This window comes from Shewanella sp. SW1 (assembly GCF_025653545.1).
Lineage (GTDB): Bacteria > Pseudomonadota > Gammaproteobacteria > Enterobacterales > Shewanellaceae > Shewanella > Shewanella oncorhynchi.
Map to the genome: position 1 here is coordinate 28356 of NZ_JAKKSG010000015.1, position 22136 is coordinate 50491.

Below are 22136 nucleotides of genomic sequence, written 5' to 3' on the forward strand. Positions count from 1 at the left end.
AAAAATCATGCTCTTGGGGTTATTCTGCGCCATGGGATAATAAAAAAGCGGTATATTCTTTATCACTTTTTTGAATATGGTTTACCAACCAAGCTTTCAAGAAAGCCATTAATTCGTCGGCAACATCTTCACCTCTAACAACTCGCTTTTGAAAATCAAGTACTTGCCCTACTAACTTGCCGTGTTTTTCCTTGTGGCTGTCAGTTTGAGGGTAACCAAAACGCGCAAAGAGTTCCTCTTCATAGGCAAAGTGATTGGCCGTGTAATCTACTAACCCTTGCACGATACGTTTGATGGCTTCGAGTCCATACTCTTCATTTAATGTGCGGTGTAATTCATTGATCAATGAGACTAAGCGCTGATGTTGACGATTGATCTCTGGCATTCCTATGTCTAACTCAGGCCCCCATTTCACAAAGAGTTTATTTTGCGCCTGACTCGAATTAAAAAATGCCGCATTCACATGGAATCGATGCAGCAAGGAGCCAATTTCCTGCGACATGTTATACACTTTCAAACTCGATAAGTTAGTGTTGTTGGTGTGGGAGGCATTACTCAGGGCTAGCTCAGCCATCACACTGATATTTTTATTAATTTCCTCTGCTACTGTATGTTGTTGTCCCGATGCAGTGGCAATTTGATGGGACATATCGGTAATGGTCTCCACCTGAGCGACAATCTGCCCGAGTGCACTGTGAGCTTGATCAACCATATCAGCCGTTTCGTCGGCAATCGCCACGTTTTTCAACATGACTTCAACACCATGTTGTGCGCCTTTTTGTAATGCGGCGATTTGCTGCTGGATCTCAACCGTGGCTTCGGATGTTCGTTTAGCGAGATTACGCACTTCATCGGCAACTACAGCAAAACCGCGACCATGTTCACCCGCTCTCGCACTTTCAATGGCAGCATTTAAAGCGAGTAAATTGGTCTGTTCGGCCACCTGCGAAATGGTTTCAATAATGCTACTGATATTATTGCTGTCGGCGGCCAAGTGCTCGATCACGGTTCGAGTATCATGGATCTGTTGCGACATAGCGCCAATTTTAGTGACTATGCCATTCATGATTTGATCGCCGCGCTTAGCAGAACTTTGGGCAATATCAGCTGCCTGCGCAGCGCTCACCGCATTTTGCGATACGGCTTGTACGCTTGAAACCATCTGCGTCATCGCACTGGCGGCCAGTTCCGTTTGATGTTCTTGCTCTAACACGCCTTGTTTTGCCTGCTCACTGATGACCTTGATATCCGAGGCCACTTTTTTCATCCCTTCGCAGGTATCAGACAAAGATAAAATCGTGCGGCTTACATCCTCGCCCATGCGGTTGATACTATGCACGACCTTAATGAACACGCCCGCATCTTTCTCTTCTAATTGATAACTTAAATCCCCTTCGCCTAAATGATGGGCGGCGCGCTCAAGTTGTCTCAAATTACGAATTAATTTATTGATGTTGAACATTAAAATGGCGGCGAGCGCGCTTAAACACAAAATGGCAACAAAGTGCCCTGTGATCACCAAACAATAGAGGGGATAAATCAGCAACAATAGTGGCGCAAAGATAGAATTATATCCCATTGAATCCTTGTGACTTTTTTTAGAATCCATTTTTTACTCCTTTAAAAAACTGATATCGCGCCTTCATATAAAAACAAGAACGAATAAATGGAATAGCGCGTTAACTGAATATCGATCGAGTTGAATAGGTTAATCCTAGACGCTAACGGAAGAAGAAACAAAGCTAAATTATTTGAACTCGTCGCTGTTAAGCATACCCTTAAATTTGACCAAGATCACAGAGTTAACTAAGGGTTATGACTTTGTATTCCTATGTCGATTTTTTATTGATCGAGATCAGTATTTTAGCTATCGAATACCGCTAATTTAGCGAGGACTTCACAGGAAAGAGGATTTCATTCATGGCATTTTGGTTAGATCTAATGTTTGGTAACCCCATAGGCTTACTTTCAATGATCGTTATCTTTAGCACAATAGGGATAGTGTCCTATATCACTTGGATGTTCATTGTGAAGTCGGCACCGAAACAATAGTTTTTGCTCCAGTTGTTCTTCATGTTCTTGTATAAATGCAAAATCTAGGGGGTTTTTATCACCCCCATTTTTTGTTATCTCACTTTTCAGATTACTGCAACTTACCTAAGCCAGCACTCATCCGAGCGAGACAAAACACGCCTATGCGGCGTGTTTTCTGTTTTGTACTAGACCATTTAAAAACTGCGGACGTGCCTTAATCAACGACTGCATTTCCTCTTGGCTCGGCTCACCCGCAGGTAAACGCAGCACATCGCGGTTGAGGTACATGCGGGCCTTCATGGCAATCTTATAATCGGCTGTCGGTCCCTGAATCGCATAATGACGCTCGTTACCTAGCTTTTCTAAGATACAGGCATTCAATAAACTTTTTACGGCAGGCTCATTTTGCGGCAGAGTCAAAATCGTGGCGCCCTGAAGAAAAAACTCTCTGACTAATGCTCGCTCAGCGGGATCAAGCAAGTTCACTTTAGCTTCAATCGTCTCAATAACGCGCTTATCACTTAAATGACGGATAGACTCATCTAAGCCTAAGTTAATTAATTGACTCAAAAAATAAGCGATAGAAACGATTAGACCTAATCCAACAAACTGTGCATGTTCTGGCACAAATTTATCGAGCGCCAGCACTGCCAGCACATTAGGGGGAATAAGAAGTAAGACAGAACAACTCACCATAAGCCACAGCATGACTCTAAACATCATTTTCTTCGGGCTAAAAAACTTAACTGAATCCAGCTTGAGTTTAAACATAGTGCTATCCCAGTGACAAAAAATTGAACTTATCGGCTAATAAGCAAATTTAATGCCACAAATGAAGACATATTTCGTTGATTTTATCTGCGAGAAAATGCACTTTCTGGATCTGTAGGTCTATGCTTATAAGCATCTCAAGCCGCTATTGCATAAAGAAAATTTAAGATGCTGACATTCTTTAGCCAACTTATCAAAAGCCCCATAGGCAGGCACCTTACCCTGTCTATTGTACTTTTTAGTTCTGTTATCACCTTAATCACCACTGCGTATCAGTTGATCAGTGATTATCGCAATGATGTCGTGCGTATCGATAGAGTATTTTCCAACATGGAAAAGGTGAACTTAGATGTGCTCGCCGCCAGTATTTGGGTTATTGACGAGCGGCTCATTAACACTCAGCTCAATGGGCTAATTCAGCTGCCCGATATTAACTATATTTCGATTAAAGATGACAGCGGCCAAGCATGGAATGCAGGCGAGCAGAAACAAGAACACTCCTTAGATAAAACCTTTCCTTTAGTCTATAAATCACCGACTGAAAACATCAATGTCGGCACACTCGAAATACAAGTCGATGTCGATGCTATCTATCAACGCTTGTATGATAAGGCCATTATCATTCTGCTTTCTAATGGCATTAAAACCTTCTTAGTGGCTGGGTTTATTCTATTTTTAGTGTGGTTCAACATTACTAAACACTTAGATAAACTCAGCCAATACTGCAAAAATATCGACATAGACCATGAATATGAGCCACTACAATTTGACCGTCATGAAAAAATTGATGAATTCAAACAAGTCGCCGATTCCATCAATAGCATGCAAGTACAACTTAGAAGCTCATTTAGCGCCTTAAAGAATTCTAAGACGGAACTGCAAATAGCCTTAGAAGATAGAGAGCGGCTACTCAAGCTCGAACGTAGCTATAAAGAAGAGCTCGCAAGACAAGTCAAAGAAAGAAAGAACACTAGAGTTAGAACAATCCCTTAGCGCACTAAAACGAGCACAACAGGTTTTAGTTGAGCAAGAAAAAATGGCGGCCTTGGGTGGACTCGTGTCAGGGGTTGCCCATAAGATAAACACCCCAATTGGCATTTGTTTGACGGCGGCGAGTGCGCAGCTCAGCCATATTGAAGAACTGATCGATCTGATCCACAGCGATCAAGCTACATTAGATGAGATAAATGAAATACTTAATGAGTACCAAGAAAGCTGTGAACTCATTGTCCGTAATATCACTAAAGCCAGTAGTTTAATTCAAAAATTTAAAACGATCGCCATCGATCGCAGTCATGAAGAACACCAATGCTGTAATCTAAACCAGCAGCTACATGAAATCCTAGAGTCGACATTAATTATGCATCCCAATGTTAACGCCTCAACGGAGATCAACGTGGAGCCTACACTCAATATCAAAACCAATATCAGTTTGTTAAATCAAATTGTTAGTAATATTCTCTCGAACGCCTTTACCCATGCATTCCAAGGACATGAAGACAATCTTATCCACATTAGTGCGACTTTGGATGAAGAATCAATTCAAATCAGCATTCAAAATAATGGCTTAGCCATTCCAGCCGATGTTGCTGAGCACATGTTCGAACCCTTCTTTACTACAAATCGTAATAAAGGTGGTACTGGCTTAGGATTATCAGCGGCCTTTAATGCCGCAACACTGTTGAAAGGCACTATGAGTTATCGCGCAGACTCAAAACTAGGCGGCCCGCAATTTGATATTAAATTTCCATACACTCAATGTGAACCAGTCAATAATCAACAAGATTTTTATATCTAGGTATAATCAATGAAAATACATAATATTGAAGGGGTATCACCGCCCTTGAAAGCGGTGATATCTTGACTGAATCTAGGTTAAGAGTTTAAACCGCCTCTTGAGCCTGCTGTGCCAATCGCGCTAATACGCGACTTGCCGCCACAAAACCAAATGTCCCAGTGACCATAGTTACAGCCCCAAAACCAGAAGCACAATCCATCCTCATGCTGCCATCAGCCGCCGCTTTAGTACCGCACACTGAGCCATCGGCTTGGGGATACACTAACTGCTCACTGGAAAAAACAGCATCGATAGCAAACCGGCGTTGCAGGTTTTTAGAGAAGTTATACTCGCGGCGCAAAATATTACGCACTTTGGCTAGCAAAGGATCTTGGTAGGTTTTAGCGAGATCAGTTAACTGAATTTGCGTCGGATCTGTCTGTCCACCCGCACCGCCCACTGTCACTATCTTAATTTTTTGACGTTTACACCAAGCAATTAACGCAGCCTTCTGCTTAACGGCATCAATACAATCAATAACATAATCAATATTGCCCCCCTCTTTAGCCCCGAGCAAATACTCGCCTAGATTATCCAATGTAATAAAATCTTCAATTTCATTCACTTGGCAATCAGGATTAATTTCACGGATCCGCTGCGCCATCACAGCGACTTTAGAGCTGCCGATAGTGGAACTGAGCGCGTGAATTTGACGGTTAGTGTTAGTGACACAGATATCGTCTAAATCCATCAAGCTTATCTGTCCGATGCCGCTTCGCGCTAAGGCCTCTGCCGCCCAAGTACCTACGCCACCAATACCAATCACCACCACGTGGGATGTGGCAAATTTAGCCAGAGCCTTTTGTCCATACAAACGGCCAATTCCGCCAAATCGATTTAGATAGGCCTCAGTCATAAATACTTACCTTATATTACTCAATAACAGCAGGAGCGCTTGCCCTAGCATCGAATGGATGCCAACAGGGCAGCTTAAAAGCAACACCAGAAATGTGCCGTGGATTCTAAACGATATCGACATAAACCGAAATCAGATCCTCAGACACCAGATGCAAAGGGATACGAATACTAAATGAGTGTAATAAAAGCAAAGGCCCATCATTTACCACCGAGTCATTTGGTAATCGACTTAATAAAAACATGTATTTCACTTGTAAAACAATATGTTGAATAAGCCACCCTTTATATGAAACATGATCAAGATCACACTTTATCATTTCAAGTCTGTGCAGACTTTGCCGCATAAAAGCTCAACAGCATGCATAGATACTGAAGTGATCAATGCATATAACAGCGATAAGCACAGGAAAATGAAGATGAAAAAGAATCTACTGACGACGGCTATTATTTCTAGCCTCACACTCTATTCATTCACAGCACTCGCCGATGGCCCTGAATTCTATGGCCATGCTGATCTTGCCATTACCAATTCAGACACAGGTTATGCAACTCAAAACCAAAAGGAGGGCACTGTTCTTGAAAACAACTTCTCTTGGTTAGGCGTAAAAGGTTCTGAAGCTGTAAGCCCTTACTTTGACATCATTTATCAAATGGAATTTGGTGTCGAAAACTTTGACAACTCAAATAAAACCTTCAATGCCCGTAATACATTCCTAGGTATCAGAAGTGCCGCAGGTACGGCTTTAGTGGGTCGTAACGATACCGTATTTAAAGCAGCTGAAGGTAGCTTCGATCTTTTCGGTAATACCAATGCTGATATCGACTTACTGGTTGCAGGCCAAACACGCTCAGCCGATGGCATTTCTTACTATTCACCTAAAATTGCCGATCTCGTGACGCTTAATGCCACTTATCTGATGAGTGATAACTATGACCAAGTGGATAGCAATGGCAACGACGTGTATAGCAAAGATCAAATGTATGCTCTGAGCGCCACCTTAGGGGATAAAGCCTTTAAAGCACAAAACTACTATGTCGCTGCCGCCTATAGTGATGGTATTGATAACGTTGAAGCCTACCGTGGTGTGGCCCAAGCTAAATTCGGTGACGTAATCTTAGGTGCCTTATATCAACACAGTGAGCATGTAGATGATAAGTTTGCCAATCTCTCAGGCGATACCTATTTTGTCAACGCAGCCTACTTAATTGGCGACTTAAAACTAAAGATGATGTACGGCAAAGATGACTCAGGTTTAGGTAAATACGTGAGCCGTTATGTTGGTGACCAAGACAACAGTGGCCTAGAACAGGTCCGTGATGTTGACCTGCAACAGTTCAGTGTGGGCGCAGATTACCGCCTGAGCACTAAGACTATGGTCTATGGTCACTACACGCGCTTCGATGGTGATCTTATGTTGGCCGATGTAAAGCAAGACCTGAATGACAACATCTTTACTGTCGGTTTACGCGTTGATTTTTAAATAGATTAATCAACTAACCCCAAGGTTATTTATTGATAAAAAAGCGGCTTCGGCCGCTTTTTCTGCTTAGATATCGCCCCCAAACACAAATCTATAACCAATATGACAGACTTGCTACAGCATTAGTATATGCTACAGTTACCCTCGCCGACGCACTATCTAAGGCTATCCGCCTTACCTACCACTTAAGTAGTAAGTGAAAAATAGAGTTTTACCCCTTTCAGGTAAATTTGCAGTCAAGATATAAGGAAAGATCCCAGAAATGGCCCGAATATAGGCAAGGAGAGCCAAAAACATGATCTGCGCCACAGCCTGCGAGTCGTAAAACTGTAAAAATCGGCGGCAACTTTGTTACCGACTCAGGTAGCAAATGCGTTAAACCACACAAAAACCATGAAAAATGGATAAGAACTTAGGTTCGAGGGAGCACAAAACATGAAAAAGACATTCATCTCTGCATCAGTTGCATCAGTATTGGCATTGGCTTCATTCGGTGCGCTAGCCGAAGGCCCAAGCTTCTATGGTCGTTTAGAGCTTGCTCTAACCCATACTGACACAGGTGCCACTCTACAATCAGGTACTAACGGCTTAGAAGCAAACTATGCCGATGAGAATAACGCAGGTACTTATTTAGAAAACAACTTCTCTCTATTAGGTGTTAAAGGCTCAGAAAAAATCGCTGATGGCTTTGATGTTATCTACCAAATGGAATTCCAAGTTGAAAACACTTCTGGTGCAGGTGATGTTTTCAAAGCACGTAACACTTTCTTAGGTTTAAAAACTAACGCTGGTACTATGTTAGTGGGTCGTAATGACTCAGTATTCAAACAAGCCGAAGGTGCTGTGGATATTTTCGGTAACACTAACGCCGATATCGACCGTTTAGTCAGTGCCCAAACTCGTACTGCCGATGGTGCTTGGTACTATTCACCAAAAATTGCAGGCTTAGTGACATTAAACGCTAACTATCAATTTGATGATAACGACACTACAGCTAAGACTTCTGAAAGCCTATATGCATTAAGCGCAACTCTAGGTGACAGCAAGTTTAAAGAGCAAAACTACTACGCTGCAGTAGCCTATAACAAAGGCATCGCGGGTGTTGATGCATACCGTTTAGTTGGCCAAGCAAAATTCGGTCAATTCAAAGTTGGTGGTTTATTCCAAAACTCTGAAGATGTTGTGAACAATGACATCGAAGGTAACACTTACTTTGTTAACGTTTCTTATGATCTGAACGGTGTAAACCTGAAGGCTGAATACGGCATTGATGAAGCTGGTTTAGGTGGCGCTTACACTAAACTGGGCGGCGTAAAAGGTGCTGATGACATCAATTTCCAAAACTTCAACATTGGTGCTGATTATCGCGTAGCGAAATCAACTATGATCTATGGTCAATACGCTATGTACCGTGGTGATTTTACTGTTGCTAATGCTAAAACAGATCTACAAGATGACAACGTATTCTCTGTAGGCGTACGTTACGACTTCTAATCTCTTACCTAAGAGATAATAGAAACCTACTGTAGTAATACAGTAGGTTTTTTTATGTCTAAAATCTAATCCAAAAGCGCCAAAAATAAAAAACCACCTAAGCCAAACTGAGGTGGTTTTAGTTAACCCATTAAGTTCTTTACAGCATTGAAACCATTACAAAGCATTAGATGCTCGCTAAAGCATCACCACCGTCACCTAATTCAACGCTATCGACACGTTGTAATCCTCTAGGCAATTTTGCACCACGACGTCCACGTTCACCTCGATAATGCTCAAGATCGCTTGGCTTCAGTGTGAGTTTGCGCTTACCTGCCCACAAGGTAACCGGCGTATCACTCGGCACTAATTGTAAATGCGTCATAAGTTCATCGCGACTCTTGGCCCTTTCGGTTGGTATGCCAATAATTTTATTACCTTTACCCTTGGATAATTGCGGTAACGCTTCTAGCGAAAACAGTAACATCCGCCCTTCGTTTGTGATCGCTAGCAGTGACATTTCTTTAGTGCGGTCGATCAACTTAGGCGTTAATGATTTAGCGTTTGTTGGTAGACTCAGCAAGGCTTTACCTGCCTTATTGCGCGACACCATATCGTTGTATGAACAAATAAAACCGTAACCTGCATCCGTAGCTAACAAGTAACATTGGTCTTCTTCACCCATCAACACATGCTGCATGGTTTCGCCAGGTGCCATATTGAAGCGAGTCGTAATAGGCTCACCTTGGCTACGGGCCGATGGCAGAGTATGGCTATCCGTCGCAAAAGCCCGCCCAGACGAATCAATAAACACTGCGGCCTGATTGCTACGTCCCATCGCGCTACATAGATATTGGTCGCCAGACTTATAGGAGAGCGACAAAGGATCGATATCGTGGCCCTTAGCACAACGCACCCAACCTTTTTCAGATAAGACAACCGTCACGGCTTCTGTCGGCGTTAACTCTTGTTCAGTTAATGCTTTGGACTCATTACGCAATACGATTGGCGAGCGACGATTATCGCCATAGGTTTCCGCATCTTGAATTAATTCTTTCTTGATCAAAGTCTTCAAGCGACGCTCTGAGCCCAATAACTGCTCCAGTTTTTCGCGTTCGGCTTCAAGCTCATTTTGTTCGGCCGTGATCTTAAATTCTTCTAACTTAGCTAAATGCCGTAACTTTAACTCGAGGATTGATTCAGCTTGTTTATCACTGAGTGAAAAACGGGCCATCAACTCAGCTTTAGGATCATCGTGAAAACGAATAATCTCGATCACTTCATCAATGTTGAGGAAAGCGATCATTAGGGCTTCGAGTATATGTAACCGCGATACCACCTTGTCTAAACGATATTCTAAACGACGTTTAACCGTATCAACGCGGAACTCTAACCACTCAGTTAATAAAGTTTTCAACCCTTTAACTCGCGGACGTCCATCGAGACCCAGCACGTTTAAGTTAACTCTAAAGCTCTTTTCTAAATCCGTGGTGGCAAACAAATGCGCCATCAGTTGATCGCAATCGACGCGATTGGAGCGCGGCACCACCACAAGACGCACTGGGTTTTCATGATCCGACTCATCGCGTAAATCGGCCACCATAGGCAATTTCTTCGCCTGCATTTGACCAGCGATTTGCTCTAAAATTTTACCGCTACTGGCTTGATGCGGCAGCGCCGTTATGATGATTTCACCGCCATCGACAGTGTAAACCGCGCGCGCTCTTAATGACCCACGGCCCGACTCATAAATTTTTGCAATATCGGCAGACGGGGTAATAATCTCGGCTTCAGTTGGATAATCAGGGCCTGGTACAAAGGCCATCAATTGCTCGAGTTCAAGCTTAGGATCATCGAGCAATGCTACGCAGGCGGAGACTAATTCTCTCACGTTATGCGGCGGAATATCCGTCGCCATACCTACGGCAATACCAGTAATACCATTGAGTAAGATATGCGGTAAACGTGCAGGCAGTACTTTAGGTTCCTTCAAAGTGCCATCGAAGTTAGCACCCCATTCAACCGTACCTTGTCCCAGTTCACTGAGTAACACTTCAGAGAATTTAGAGAGACGTGCTTCGGTATAACGCATAGCCGCAAATGACTTAGGATCATCGGGGGCACCCCAGTTACCTTGGCCATCGACTAACGGGTAGCGATATGAAAATGGCTGCGCCATCAATACCATAGCCTCATAACAGGCACTATCGCCGTGAGGATGGTATTTACCTAATACGTCACCAACCGTACGGGCCGACTTTTTATGCTTAGATTGAGCCGATAAACCTAACTCACTCATCGCATAGATAATTCGACGCTGTACCGGTTTAAGTCCATCCCCAATGTGTGGCAGGGCTCGGTCCATAATGACGTACATGGAATAGTTCAGATAAGCCTCTTCGGTAAAGCGCCGCAATGGCATTTGCTCTACCCCATCGAGACTTAACTTGATAGCGTCACTCATTTTCTTCTAGTTCCTGTGTTTCTTCAGTACTATCGCCCTTATAAAACAAGCGATACACGTTACCTTTTAAATCATCGGAGATGTACATAGCACCATCGGATGCCGATAACAGCGCAAAGGGTCGAGCAACGGGAAATTCACCGTCAAGGAAACTAACAACCGTTTCACGACTCACCACTTTTTGATCTTCAATCTTAAGCATAACTACTTGATAGCCAACTTTACTCGAACGATTCCACGAGCCATTTTCGGCGACAAACAACTGATTATGGTAAATATTAGGAAATTGACTGCCGCGATAAAATGCAAGTCCCGTGGGTGCAACATGGGCTGGCAACTCATACATTGGCAGAGTGATTTTTAAGTTTTTCGGTTTTTCATAGGCAGGTTCGACAACACTACTGGCATGTAAATAAGGAAAGCCATAATGACTCCCTATCACATCGATGCGGTTAATCTCATCGGGTGGCAAGTTGTCCCCCATCCAATCACGGCCTTGATCGGCAAACCATAATTTTTTGTCTATTGGCGACCAATCAAATCCACTTGCATCACGCACACCAGCCGCAATCTGCTCACTCGCGCCTGTATCAACATTGATCGCTATGATACTACTGTAAGGCACTGGCGCTTCACAGACGTTACAGGGCGCACCAATAGACACATATAAACGGCCATCTGGGCCAAAATTAATTGCCCGAGAACTTTTCTTCTCTGAGTAAGGCAAGTCACTGTAAATCTCTTTGGGTCGACTCGGGCGGCGCAATCTTTGTTCAATATCAACAAAGCGCACTATTTGATTTTCAGTGGCAACAAACAAGTCACCATTGTGGAATGCAATCGCATCGGGTGATTCAAGCCCCTTGGCTATCACATAGCGCTTATCGACACGACCATCTTGATTACTATCAACGAGAGCATGGATAGTGCCGCTCTTATTGGAACCGACAAATAAAGTGCCATTAGCCCCCATCGCCATCTGCTTAGCATCGCCAATATCCGAGGCATAAAGCGATAAACCAAACCCCTTAGCGACGGTAATCATGATCGATTGGGAACCCGCAAAGGCGCTATTGCAGAGCAATAACGTCACACTCGCTAAGAGCGTAAAACCGGCAGAAAACACCTTTAAGCAATTATAATTATTAGTTTTAATATACAACATTGTAATTTTCTTTATGCCTATGTTTTATTGTTATCGGCAATAGTGCACAACATTAAAGTAAAGCCATGTCACCCTTATCTTCAAGCCAGTTTTTACGGTCCGGCGAACGCTTCTTAGCGAGCAACATATCCATCAAAGCATCCGTTTCTTCGATGTCATCTATCGTCAACTGTACTAAACGACGGGTGTTTGGATCCATCGTTGTTTCACGAAGTTGTAAAGGATTCATCTCACCCAAGCCCTTAAAGCGGGTGACTTGTACCTTACCCTTTTTATTCTCAGCGGCAATACGGTCTAAAATACCCGCTCTTTCTGCCTCATCTAAGGCGTAATACACCTCTTTGCCGATATCAATACGGAACAACGGCGGCATAGCAATATACACATGACCCTGCTCAACTAAGATACGGTAATGCTTCAAAAATAGCGCGCATAACAAGGTAGCAATGTGCAGTCCGTCTGAGTCGGCATCCGCAAGGATACAAATCTTGCCATAACGTAATTCAGAGATATCACTACTATCGGGATCGCAACCAATCGCGACCGAAATATCATGGACTTCCTGTGAAGCTAACACCTGCGAAGCATCGACTTCCCAGGTATTCAAGATTTTGCCACGCAGCGGCATGATGGCTTGAAACTCACGATCGCGGGCCTGTTTAGCACTACCACCCGCAGAATCCCCTTCCACGAGGAATAACTCTCCGCGCATCGGATCTTGGCCACTACAGTCTGTCAGCTTACCCGGCAGTGCAGGTCCCGAAGTCACCTTTTTGCGGGCCACTTTTTTGGCAGCCTTTAAACGACTCTGGGCATTATTAATGCACATTTCGGCTAAGGATTCAGCTAACTCGGTATTTGAGTTCAACCAGAGTGAGAATGCGTCACGCACAACGCCAGACACAAAAGCAGCACATTGGCGACTAGAAAGCTTTTCTTTTGTTTGACCAGCGAATTGCGGTTCTTGCATCTTCACCGACAATATAAACGCGGCGCGATCCCAAATGTCTTCGGGTGACAGTTTAATACCACGGGGAATTAAATTTCTGAACTCACAAAATTCGCGCATAGATTCCAATAAACCTTGGCGAAAACCATTCACATGGGTACCACCGAGCGGAGTCGGAATTAAGTTAACATAACTCTCGCCAATAGATTCGCCGCCTTCAGGCAACCAAGTAATGGCCCAATCTGCGGCTTCTAGTTGGCCTTTAAAGCAACCCACAAACGGCTCTTCTGGCAACCTTAAATTGTCGCCAATCGCTGCCTTCAAATAATCAGTTAGGCCGCTTTCATAGAACCATTCATGGACTTCGTTTGTCTGTTTATTGGTGAATTTGATCCGTAAACCTGGGCACAGTACCGCTTTAGCACGAAGTAGATAAATCAGTTTTGAATTTGAGAAGTTAGCCGAATCAAAATAGCTCGCATCGGGCCAAAAATGCACTCGAGTCCCCGTATTACGACGGCCACAGGTCCCTGTTGGGCGTAAATCTTCAACCTTAAAGCCATTTTCAAAAGCGATGTCATACACTTGGCCATCACGGCGAACCGTGACTTCGACACGGCGCGACAAAGCGTTAACCACCGAGATACCGACACCGTGTAAACCACCGGAGAACTGATAGTTTTTATTCGAAAATTTACCGCCGGCATGCAATTTGGTCAGAATTAACTCAACTCCAGGAATGCCTTCTTCTGGGTGGATATCCACCGGCATACCACGGCCATCATCAGTGACTTCGAGGGAGTTATCTGTATGTAGAACAACTTCAATTTTTGTCGCGTGACCTGCCAATGCCTCATCGACACTGTTATCTATGACCTCTTGGCCCAAATGGTTCGGTCTGGAGGTGTCGGTATACATACCTGGACGGCGTTTAACAGGATCGAGTCCGTTGAGAACTTCAATGGCGTCAGAGGTGTATTGATTTGTCATAGGGCACGCTATAGGTTGTTATATCCGGCCATGTTGCGGCTCGGCATGTCAGTTTGTCAAGGTAAGTGTAAAAATTGGCTTACAGTTTGCAGATGCGACTCATAACCAACAAAGCTGTGATCACCACCCGCTTCAACTCGCAATTGACAGTGATGATACTTATTGACCGCTTCGCGATAATCCAGCACATCATCACCTGTCTGCAATAATACCAAAAAACGATCCGGATTGCGGATCACAGCCGTATTAAATTCAGCGACTTCAGACTTATGCTCAGGTAAGACAAGATAATGCTGTTCAGTGTAAGGATTGAATTGCGGCCCCATAAACTCATCGAACAACTCAAAGGGTTTTACCGCTGGATTAACTAACACCGCTTTGCCACCGTAGGTTTCGGCTAAATAGCTGGCGAAATACCCGCCTAAAGATGAGCCTATATAAGTTAATGGCTCGTTGGCATCAATCGCCGCCTCAACATAAGCGGTTAAGAGCACCATCGCAGCCTTAGGTGTATTGGGTAATTGGGGCTGATGGAAGGCCACACTAGGATGATGCAGCGCCATGTACTTAGCCGTCATCACAGCTTTATCTGAAAATGGAGAACTATTAAAACCGTGAATATAAAGCAGCATATTTCCTCAGGCTGCGGCTATTCGCGTTAATAACCGCTAGAGTTGTTGTCGGGGGAAAAATGGTTACCCGGTACGCGATACACTTTAGTGTTGATGCTACCATCGGCTTTCAACTCCAGCAAACGATAACCCGGTTGCACGCCATCCAAGGCAAAATAAGGCGATAACGGCTTAAATTGAATACAAGTGGAAGGTGTCGCCATCAACTGCAACGTGCCATGGGGCCCATTATGATGGGTATCAATACATTGGTGCACATGTCCCCAGAGCAATCCTTTGACCTGCGGATACTTTGCCACTCGCGCGATAAACTCGGCGCCATTGTCCATGCAGTGCTGATCCAGCCAAGTACAATTCACAACGATGGGATTGTGATGCATCACCAGTAAAGTATGGCATTCAGGATGTGCGGCAATGGCTTCATCAATTAATTCGAACTGAGTCTCGGCCATATTGCCGCCAGGCTTTCCCCGCACGGTTGAATCCAACATGAGGATTTGCCAGTTTCCCGCCAGAATACGCTGCTGCCCAAAAATCTGTTCACCCTGCATGTGCAGATACATGATCCGTGGATCGTCATGATTTCCAGGAAGATAATGGCAAGGTAAGCCAACGGGAGTGACTGCTTTCACAAATTGCTGATAGGACTCAGCCGAATAGTCTTGACTCAAATCGCCTGTGGCGAGCATCAAGTGAGCAGGATAGTCCACAGCTCTAATCGTATTTAATACGGCAGCAAAACTTTTGCTAGTATTAACTCCTAATAGCTGAGCTTCAGGATCGGCAAAAAGATGCGGATCTGTGACTTGCACGATACGCACGCTTTCCCCTTCAGCTATGGAGTAAGAGACAGCCTCTTTCAGCACATTGAATACCCAATTCTAAGACTGGCACACGACACTGTGTTGGTAACCAATCTTTAATAACTCTTCCAGGAATGCATTCACCTGGTACTTTTCATCACTTTGATACATGCGTACATTGGGATAATCATACACTGGGCGTAATTGGTAAATCTGTTGGCCAGTTAACACTTCTGCTAATTTAGCATCGTGATAAATTCTCACTAACACCTTGGGAGTATTGATAAACTCCTTGATTTCGATGGGACGAGATATCTCAACTAGCTGAGTATATTTGGTATTTTCTAAAATTCGCACTACTAATATACCAAACTCACCTTCGAGTCGCCATGACTCACCGATAGCTATCTCTAACGGTAACCATTTCAACATGTAACCATAATTACGCCCGCACAGTGCTAAAAAATCACTGACGTTGGGTTTATAGCGCCGTTTTAGACTCGAAGTAGCCAAATTCATCCCAACTTAAACCAGTTGCTGATAGTTTAATTGTAACCATTGTAATCCAATAACGGTCGACGCATTATCGATCTCGCCCGCAACCACTCGCTCATAAGCTTGCTCGCGGCTCATGACATGCAATCGAATATCTTCGTGCTCTTCAGCTAATCCATGCAATCCACGGGCGTCGTTTGAATCGACATCAGCCCAATAGAAATAGAAACGTTCTGTACTACCACCTGGGCTCGCTAAATAGCTATTTACACTGTGTATTTGCTTAGCCATTAAGCCAGTTTCTTCCATTAATTCTCGGTGTGCAACATCCAGAGGCGTTTCTGCGGGCGCAATCATACCCGCGACTAACTCAAGAAGCCAAGGAGATTTAGCAGTTGCTAATGCAGGAAAGCGTACCTGTTCGATGAGTACGACTTTATCTTGCTTGGCATCATAGGGAAGGACGACCACAGCATGACCCCGTTCAAACACTTCGCGAGTGACAGGCTTACTCCAGCCACCAGCGAATAATTTATGCTTGAAAGTGTATTCGTCCATTGAGAAAAACCCTTGATAAAGGGATTTTTTTCCTAAGATCTCAATATCCGTTTGCGAAAAAACAGGGGGTTTCATACTCTATCCTTAAAAGTTAAATTTGCGCCTATAATCAAGGCAATTTGAGCACATTTTTAAAATAAAATCTGTTACACTTCGAATTTGACTTGAAAGTGTCAGAGTTCTTAGACTCTAGGTCATTAAGTTTTAGCTGTATCGGGAAGCGTCGGGAAGCGCAAACCGCCTTGGTAAAGGCATTACTTAGTCTAAACGAAGTTAAAATATTCCTCCGTGGGGGGATTTTGTCTAATAAGGACAGCAAATGAAATTTAAGATCCATAATTTATGCGCAGCATTAACACTTGCGGCTTCCGCTTCAGCGGTGCAAGCAGATGATTTGTTGCAAATTTATCAGCAAGCACTGACTAGCGACCCGCTCGTATTGCAAGCCCAAGCCCAGCGTAATGGTTTGTTTGAGAAAATCGAACAAAACCGCGCTCCGCTGTTGCCAACCATTAGTGCAAACGTCGGTTATGACAAAGCTTGGAATGATCCGAAGGATGATGCAAGTGGTCTAGTAGGTAGCCTGAAATTAAATCAAGTCATCTATGATCACAGTGCTTGGGTTGGTTTAAGTCTTGCTGAGAAAGCCGCTTCTCAAGCTGATTCCGCTTATGCTTCCGCATTACAAAACTTGATTACTCGTATCACTAAAGCCTATTTCGATGTATTAACGGCGAAAGACAACTACGAGTTCCAAGGTGCAGAAAAACGCGCCATCGAGCGTCAACTTGAACAAACTAAACAACGTTTCGCAGTGGGTTTAACCGCGATTACCGATGTGCATGAAGCTCAAGCGCAATATGACTTAGCCTCAGCCACTGAAATTTTAGCCGAAAACACGCTCGCCAATAGTTATGAAGCCTTACGTGAAATCACCGGCATCGATCACAAGACGATTAATGTGTTAGATACCAACCGTTTCTCAGCCGTTACGCCAGCGCCAACGTCATCTAGCGAATGGTTAAAAATTGCTGAAACCAATAGTGTTGATTTAATGACTCAACGTATTGGTAAAGATATTGCCCAAGAGACCATTAAGCTTTATCAAGCAGGCCACATGCCGTCTTTAAGCTTAAATGCCGGTTACAACAAAGGTCTTGAGCAAAAAATGGGGAATCTCAACGAACCTGATTTTGATAATGTCAGCGTTGGTGTCAACTTAAGCATTCCGATTTTCGAAGGTTTTAAAGTCAGCTCACAAGTTAATGAAGCACAATTCCAGTATGTTGAAGCAAGTGAAAAGCTTGAGCAAATTTACCGTGGTGTAGTGAAAAACGTTCGTAATAACTACAACAACGTAGGTGCTTCTATCAGTTCAATCAAAGCTTATGAGCAATCTGTTATTTCATCAGAAAGTGCCCTAAAAGCCACTCAAGCGGGTTTCGAAGTGGGTACTCGTACTATCGTTGATGTTTTGAACCGTACCCGTGACTTGTACGACTCAAAACGTAAATTATCCGATGCGCGCTATAGCTACATCAACTCAGTTGTTGCACTAAAGCAAGCTGCGGGTACATTGAATGAAGATGATGTTATCGCCATCAATAATGGCTTGATTGCACAGTAACAACGCTCTCAGTCATTAAATATAAAAAACCGCCATTTGGCGGTTTTTTATGCTTTAAAGTTAAAATCAACAAAATTAGAAGTTGATTTCAACACCCGCAAAATAACCTTTAAATTTAGTATCAGCACTCACACCCGAGAAATTACTCACATCGAATAAAAATTCACGGTAGCCTACACGTACACGGGTATCGACGGCCAAACCATCAAATTGCCAACCTAAACCAATTGCATAGTCGTGCACGCTTGACTCATTGACGCCCTGCATCAAATCAGCAAAACCGTACAAGCCTAAGCCAGGCATACCTACATGCGTACTGGCGTAACCCATCACAATACCGCTATCGACATCTTTCTCTTCTGGATGGCCAGGATCTTGCACGCGCAGTGAACCATTCATTAACTTGTATGCAGCACCAAGGTCCAATGACACTATGTCGTTATCCAATATTTCGTAATACAGCACGAAATCTGTGTTACTCAAATCAGTATAAGCAGTCACATTACCTTTAAAATCATGACCATTGAAGTTGAAATCAGCACCAGACATGCTGCCTTTCTGATCTAGGCTATTTTCACGGATTTTAATGTTAGGGACAAATGGCAATGGGTGCTCAACTGCAATCCAATAACTGCCTTGAGCAGATGAACTGTAATCAAATGTTTGTTGTGGTTGACCTTTATCAGCAAAAGTACCGCTAGTATCGGCGCGCCAGTAATCACCACCAATCGTAAAACCAACCACAGTTGCCGCTTGGGCAGATGTGGCCATACAGAATCCTAATACCGCACTGGCGAGGAGAGTTTTTTTCATAATTAACCTTGAGATAGCAAGTTCGTTAAATCAATCACCGCGGCATTCGCACGCGACACATAGTTAGCCATAACCAATGAATGATTAGCGACTAAGCCAAAACCGCTGCCATTCAGCACAACAGGGCTCCAGACAGTTTGCTGAGTCGCCTCCAGCTCACGAATGATCTGTCTTAGGCTCACTTCAGCATTTTTCTTCTTTAAGACATCTGCAAAATCGACTTCAACGGCACGCATAAAGTTCAACAACGCCCATGAAGCACCACGGCTCTCATAGAAGACATCATCAATTTTCCACCAACTGGTTTTTACCTGATGGCTGGTCAAATTTGGGGTTGATTGACGCGCCGAATTGTCACCAGCTAGGTCTGTATTTAAGCGCTCTTGGCCAACGCTGGCAGATAAACGCTGCGACATACTGCCCAGACGTTTCTGCACTTCTTTCAACCATTCATTAAGGTTGTCAGCACGGGCATAAAACTGTGCATCTTGATTATTTGGGTCCATCATGCGGGCACGGTAAAGCTTCAGCAATTTGATTGCATCGCGATATTCGCTTTCGGCACTCGGTACTAACCAGCTAGTGTGGTCAATATTGAGCTTAGATTGGGCTTCGCCTAAATCTTTGTCCGCTGCAGATTGTGACTGTGAGCGGCTAAACTCTTTACGCATAATCAAGGCTAAATCACGGGCTTGCTCCAAAGCACCATATTCAAATGCGGGCATGTTATCCATGAAGATGGAAGGTGGCATCACATCGTTTGATAACCAACCACCTTGCTTATCGAGTAAATTTTCGACTGTGAGGATTAGCGATGTAGTGGTAGCGTACCCAACAATATTCTTATTGGATGCTGTTAATTGTTGAGGGCTAATCGGATCCGGTTCGATACTCCACCATACACTCACGCCATAACCGATTAATACTAAAAATAAACCGACCCCGGTAACTTTTTTCCATGTAATTTGCATCAAGCGACTCCTTAATGATGGTGATGATGCTCTTGCTCTGCGGCGTTTTCTACTGCTTTACTAACAGGCAGGGTAATTGCCATTTTCTCGCCACCGTCAAACTCTAATTGCAGTTCAACTTGTTGCTCTAACACCAATGGCGCTTTTAAGCCAAGCAACATGACGTGATCCCCTGACGGCGTTAACGTTAATGTGCCATGGGAGGGGATGTCAAAACCTTCAACATGGCGCATCTTCACCATGCCTTGGTCTTCGATAATCGTGTGTAATTGGGCATCCTTTGCCACAGTCGTACTGACACCGATAAGACGAATCGCTTTATCTGTGTGGTTTTCAAGCGTAAAGTAAGCGGCAGTATTTGGTACTGTCTCAGGCATGGCGCGTATATGACCTTCAGTCATGACTACGTTCGCCAACGCTGAAAATGATGCACAAGATAAAACTAGACAATTAAACAGCTGTTTGAATATTGGTTTCAATGTCTTAAACTCCATGTCTACCCAATGTCGTCGTAAAGGAAACAACCCATGAGTCATATACAGGTTCAGGATGATCAGGGCGTGCGTATTATTAGCTTTAATCGCCCTGATAAACGCAATGCACTTGATCTTAATATGTATAAACAACTGACAGAATACCTGATCGAAGGTGAAGCAGACAACGACATTCGTGCCTTTATGCTCCATGGCCAAGATAATTGTTTCACCTCAGGCAATGATGTTACTGACTTTTTGAAAAATAGTGACTTAGGGCCAAATCATCCCGCAGTACGTTTCTTATTTTGTCTACTCGAACTCAAAAAACCTCTGGTAGCTGCCGTTTCTGGTGCCGCCGTCGGTATAGGGACAACCGTACTGCTACATTGCGATCTGGTATACGCTGACAACACGGCGAAATTTCAACTTCCCTTCGTCAACTTGGCTCTCGTGCCGGAAGCGGGGGCTAGCCTACTCTTACCTGAACTCATTGGTTATCAAAAAGCGGCAGAGTTACTGCTACTTGGTGAAAGTTTTAATGCCGAGACGGCCCATAGACTCAATATGATCAACGAAATTGTGGCCCATGAAGATTTACTCAGTTATGCATTATCTCAGGCAAAAAAATTGGCCAATCAACCGCCACAAGCACTACAAATCACACGTCAATTAATGCGTCCGCATAAAAATCGTGTACAACACCAAATGCACCAAGAACTTGAACAATTTAGCGCTAGGCTAAAAAGTGATGAAGCCAAAAGCAGATTTCAGGCTTTTTTGAAAAAGTAGTCTGCAAGGCAGTATGCACATACATTTTCGCATGAGGGTCAAAGTGCCCTCTTCTTGATAGGTTTAACTGCATCATTTTAAATCAAAACAAGCCACTTATTAGCTCATCAACACCAGCCATCACTGCATGCTTAGGCTGGTTTTTTCCATTGGTCAACTAACAATGCTAAAACAAAGTAAATTAGCAAACTTACACCCGGCATAAATACAACTGCACCAGCCCACACCGCACGAGTCCAAAAACAAGACCAATCAAATTTCCACGCCATGCCTGCAGCAACACCACACACTAACCGCTCTGGACTCTCCATACGCACTTTTAATCGTTTCATCTAAAACCTCGGCTCAGTTGATCGCGAACTTATTTATCACTAACACTATGCCACTGAAACCAGCAAATAATGCCTGAAAACAACGCAAGACTAATTACAGGTAACAGTAGCAATGTCATCAAAGGTGCTACAAACCACATAAGCAGATCCTTTACTTAGCGCTATATTCATCGACACCTGCCGATTCACCTTTATTTTCAGCGTTTAAGCTAAGTTGACTGTTGAAGTCATAAATACTTTCAGCCAGTTGTGTTTGCAATGACATCACAAATTCACGCTTTACACTGACGAACAATTCTTGTGTCTGCGCAGTTAATGTTTGCTCAATAGTTCCCACAACATCTGATATTGGTGCGGCTTCTGCGTGTGCTGCAACGCTACCGACTAACGCGCCTAATAACACACTCATTTGTACTGATTTTTTAATGGTTAACGTAAACATGATGGCATCCCTTTCGATTAATTAACTTGACGAAAGGAGTATTACAAACTGCGTGCCAACTTATAAAAGTATTTTTAAGATTATGATTTTAATCATTTTAAAAAAAATTTTATATGGACAAGATGAGATATAGGGATGGATTGGAAAATAACAAGTGGTGAAAAATACTACTCAAA

The 22136-nt window shown here is 43.6% G+C and carries 20 protein-coding genes and 1 pseudogene; 6 read left to right on the forward strand and 15 right to left on the reverse strand.

The genetic code is table 11. The features are described 5' to 3' along the window. Positions 1 to 19: 19 nt before the first annotated feature. Complete coding sequence (locus tag L5M71_RS14190; RefSeq protein ID WP_263197381.1) at positions 20 to 1609, reverse strand: bacteriohemerythrin; 1590 nt, start codon at positions 1607 to 1609, stop codon at positions 20 to 22. Positions 1610 to 1920: 311 nt separating this feature from the next. Between L5M71_RS14190 and L5M71_RS14195 the strand changes: the two genes are divergently transcribed. Beyond that, on the forward strand, positions 1921 to 2052 hold the full coding sequence (locus L5M71_RS14195) for a DUF3149 domain-containing protein (protein ID WP_006083014.1): 132 nt from the start codon (positions 1921 to 1923) through the stop codon (positions 2050 to 2052). Positions 2053 to 2193: 141 nt separating this feature from the next. Here L5M71_RS14195 and L5M71_RS14200 read toward each other — a convergent pair whose 3' ends face one another. Continuing rightward, positions 2194 to 2805, reverse strand: coding sequence for a superinfection exclusion B family protein (locus L5M71_RS14200; protein ID WP_263208318.1), 612 nt, complete (start codon positions 2803 to 2805; stop codon positions 2194 to 2196). A 168-nt stretch (positions 2806 to 2973) separates the two neighbouring features. On the opposite strand from L5M71_RS14200, the pseudogene L5M71_RS14205 reads away from it, so the two are divergent. Beyond that, positions 2974 to 4603, forward strand: a pseudogene (locus L5M71_RS14205) (ATP-binding protein). 85 nt (positions 4604 to 4688) lie between these two features. Here L5M71_RS14205 and tcdA read toward each other — a convergent pair. Continuing rightward, positions 4689 to 5498: a tRNA cyclic N6-threonylcarbamoyladenosine(37) synthase TcdA gene (tcdA, locus tag L5M71_RS14210; RefSeq protein WP_113941536.1), complete on the reverse strand. Its 810-nt coding sequence runs from the start codon at positions 5496 to 5498 to the stop codon at positions 4689 to 4691. Positions 5499 to 5916: 418 nt separating this feature from the next. Between tcdA and L5M71_RS14215 the strand changes: the two genes are divergently transcribed. Both L5M71_RS14215 and L5M71_RS14220 read left to right on the forward strand, forming a co-directional pair. Next, positions 5917 to 6981: a porin gene (locus L5M71_RS14215; protein ID WP_113941534.1), complete on the forward strand. Its 1065-nt coding sequence runs from the start codon at positions 5917 to 5919 to the stop codon at positions 6979 to 6981. Positions 6982 to 7416: 435 nt separating this feature from the next. After that, positions 7417 to 8475 (forward strand): porin, encoded by a 1059-nt coding sequence (locus L5M71_RS14220; RefSeq protein ID WP_263208320.1) that lies wholly within the window; start codon positions 7417 to 7419, stop codon positions 8473 to 8475. 166 nt (positions 8476 to 8641) lie between these two features. On the opposite strand, the gene parC is transcribed toward L5M71_RS14220, so the two are convergent. The 7 genes from parC to nudF are packed head-to-tail and all read right to left on the reverse strand — an operon-like array spanning position 8642 to position 16585. Further along, entirely contained in the window at positions 8642 to 10918 is a 2277-nt protein-coding gene (gene parC, locus L5M71_RS14225; protein ID WP_105251475.1) for a DNA topoisomerase IV subunit A, read from the reverse strand. Then, positions 10911 to 12083 carry a PQQ-dependent sugar dehydrogenase gene (locus L5M71_RS14230; RefSeq protein ID WP_263208322.1) on the reverse strand — a complete coding sequence of 391 codons (1173 nt, stop codon included), beginning with the start codon at positions 12081 to 12083 and terminating at the stop codon, positions 10911 to 10913. The genes parC and L5M71_RS14230 overlap by 8 nt, the downstream gene beginning before the upstream one ends. Before the next feature lie 52 nt (positions 12084 to 12135). Further along, positions 12136 to 14022, reverse strand: a complete 1887-nt coding sequence (parE, locus tag L5M71_RS14235) for a DNA topoisomerase IV subunit B (RefSeq protein WP_105251473.1) — start codon at positions 14020 to 14022, stop codon at positions 12136 to 12138. 56 nt (positions 14023 to 14078) lie between these two features. After that, positions 14079 to 14654, reverse strand: a complete 576-nt coding sequence (locus L5M71_RS14240; RefSeq protein ID WP_173246860.1) for a YqiA/YcfP family alpha/beta fold hydrolase — start codon at positions 14652 to 14654, stop codon at positions 14079 to 14081. Positions 14655 to 14680: 26 nt separating this feature from the next. Further along, complete coding sequence (cpdA, locus tag L5M71_RS14245; protein ID WP_105251471.1) at positions 14681 to 15520, reverse strand: 3',5'-cyclic-AMP phosphodiesterase; 840 nt, start codon at positions 15518 to 15520, stop codon at positions 14681 to 14683. Between the two features lie 15 nt (positions 15521 to 15535). Continuing rightward, positions 15536 to 15976 carry a DUF1249 domain-containing protein gene (locus L5M71_RS14250; protein WP_105251470.1) on the reverse strand — a complete coding sequence of 147 codons (441 nt, stop codon included), beginning with the start codon at positions 15974 to 15976 and terminating at the stop codon, positions 15536 to 15538. 6 nt (positions 15977 to 15982) lie between these two features. After that, entirely contained in the window at positions 15983 to 16585 is a 603-nt protein-coding gene (gene nudF / locus L5M71_RS14255) for an ADP-ribose diphosphatase (RefSeq protein ID WP_028759445.1), read from the reverse strand. Positions 16586 to 16829: 244 nt separating this feature from the next. Here nudF and tolC point away from each other — a divergent pair, with 244 nt between their 5' ends. Then, positions 16830 to 18137, forward strand: coding sequence for an outer membrane channel protein TolC (gene tolC, locus L5M71_RS14260; RefSeq protein ID WP_105251469.1), 1308 nt, complete (start codon positions 16830 to 16832; stop codon positions 18135 to 18137). Between the two features lie 75 nt (positions 18138 to 18212). Here tolC and L5M71_RS14265 read toward each other — a convergent pair whose 3' ends face one another. From L5M71_RS14265 to L5M71_RS14275, 3 genes are read right to left on the reverse strand one after another with little or no spacing between them, the layout of a single operon-like run. Next, complete coding sequence (locus tag L5M71_RS14265) at positions 18213 to 18950, reverse strand: TIGR04219 family outer membrane beta-barrel protein (protein WP_263208325.1); 738 nt, start codon at positions 18948 to 18950, stop codon at positions 18213 to 18215. Positions 18951 to 18952: 2 nt separating this feature from the next. Then, positions 18953 to 19921 (reverse strand): DUF2333 family protein, encoded by a 969-nt coding sequence (locus L5M71_RS14270; RefSeq protein ID WP_105251468.1) that lies wholly within the window; start codon positions 19919 to 19921, stop codon positions 18953 to 18955. Between the two features lie 11 nt (positions 19922 to 19932). Next, positions 19933 to 20415, reverse strand: a complete 483-nt coding sequence (locus L5M71_RS14275; protein WP_113941529.1) for a copper chaperone PCu(A)C — start codon at positions 20413 to 20415, stop codon at positions 19933 to 19935. 33 nt (positions 20416 to 20448) lie between these two features. Here L5M71_RS14275 and L5M71_RS14280 point away from each other — a divergent pair, with 33 nt between their 5' ends. Further along, positions 20449 to 21186: an enoyl-CoA hydratase gene (locus tag L5M71_RS14280; RefSeq protein WP_263208327.1), complete on the forward strand. Its 738-nt coding sequence runs from the start codon at positions 20449 to 20451 to the stop codon at positions 21184 to 21186. Between the two features lie 131 nt (positions 21187 to 21317). Here L5M71_RS14280 and L5M71_RS14285 read toward each other — a convergent pair whose 3' ends face one another. Both L5M71_RS14285 and L5M71_RS14290 read right to left on the reverse strand, forming a co-directional pair. Next, on the reverse strand, positions 21318 to 21518 hold the full coding sequence (locus L5M71_RS14285) for a PspC domain-containing protein (protein WP_113941528.1): 201 nt from the start codon (positions 21516 to 21518) through the stop codon (positions 21318 to 21320). Between the two features lie 151 nt (positions 21519 to 21669). Then, on the reverse strand, positions 21670 to 21960 hold the full coding sequence (locus tag L5M71_RS14290; RefSeq protein ID WP_173497179.1) for a hypothetical protein: 291 nt from the start codon (positions 21958 to 21960) through the stop codon (positions 21670 to 21672). Positions 21961 to 22136 lie beyond the last annotated feature (176 nt).